Here is a 1259-nt window from a genome sequence, read left to right on the forward strand (position 1 = left end):
GGGGCGGGGGGCGCGGGCGCGACGCCGTGCGGGCCGGCCGCCGCGTTCGGGCCGACGGCGCCGTCCGGGGCGCCTGCACCCGTCGCGTCGGCGGGGCCGTCCGGAGCGGCCGGGCCGGTCCCGGCGTGGGAACCGGCCGAGCCGTTCGGGCCGGCCTGCGGGCCGGGCCCGTTGTCGGGCGCGCCGGTGGAGGCGGCAGCACGGTCTGGTCCGGCCGCGCCCGACGCGCCGTTGAACGCGCTCGCCGGGCTCATCGCGTGGGGGGAGCCGACGAGGCCGTTGGGGCTTACGGGGCTGTCGGCGCCCACGGGGCTGTGGGGAGCGTCCGCCGAGCCCAGCGGACCCGCCGTCCCCGGCACGCCGTTCGGGCCGACGGCGCCGTTCGGACCGACGGCGCCGTTCGGGATCGCCGCGCCGGCCCCCTCGGGCTCGTTCTCCGCCACGTCCGTCGCCGCCGAGGCGAAGCCGGGAGCGGGCCAGGTCTGAGTCGTGCCGGTGGTCGTCGCGGTGGCTCCGCCGGGGGCGGCCGACCAGTTCGGGGGCACCGGGACGGCGCCGCTGCCGGGCCCGGCGGCCGCCGGGAACCCGGCCGGATCCGGCGTGCCGTTCGCCGGCCAGTTCTGCGGGGCGTCGCCGCGAGCCCTGCGCCGCCCCGTGGGAGCGGGAGCCGGGTGCGGCTGCGGCGGGGTGTGGTCCGCGTCGGGAGCGGTGCGTACGGCGTCGTGGCGGCCCGGCAGCGAGGCGTCCGCGACCCCTGCGGTCGGCGGCACGCGGTCGGCGTCGGCCGGCGGCAGCGCGAACGGGCTGCGGGGTGCCTCGGACCGCTCCTGCGCCGGAGCGAGCGCCCGGCGCGCACGGCGCCCGGAGGGCTGCTGCGGGGCCTCGCCCCCGGCGGACGGTGCGGAGGGCAGCGCGGGAAGCGCCGGCACGTTGTCGTGCGCCGCGCCCTCGCCGCGCCGCGCACGCCGGCCGGACCCCGGTCCGTCGACGGGCACGCCCTGCGGCGGCACCGTCTCCCCGAGCGCCGCGCGCCCGGTGCCGTGCGCCCCCTCGGACGCGGTGACCACCGAGCCCTCGGAGACGGCGCCCGAACCTCCGGGCGGTGCGGCGGCCGGCAGCGCGGCGCGCAGCTCCACAGCGCCACCGCCGCCCGCACCGCCCGTGCGCCCCTCGCCGCCGCCCTCGCCGGGGCTCGGCCGCCCGCGCCTGCGCCCCGTACCACCGGAGCCGGACGCGGCGCCGGAAGGCTCCGGTGGTAC

1 pseudogene is annotated in these 1259 nt (G+C 82.8%); it reads right to left on the reverse strand.

Annotated features, from left to right (window positions below):
• Window positions 1-1259: pseudogene (locus E2E34_RS35815) on the reverse strand (hypothetical protein); the annotation flags it as partial.

This window comes from Streptomyces albidochromogenes, from assembly GCF_005981925.1.
GTDB classification, from domain to species: Bacteria; Actinomycetota; Actinomycetes; order Streptomycetales; family Streptomycetaceae; genus Streptomyces; species Streptomyces albidochromogenes.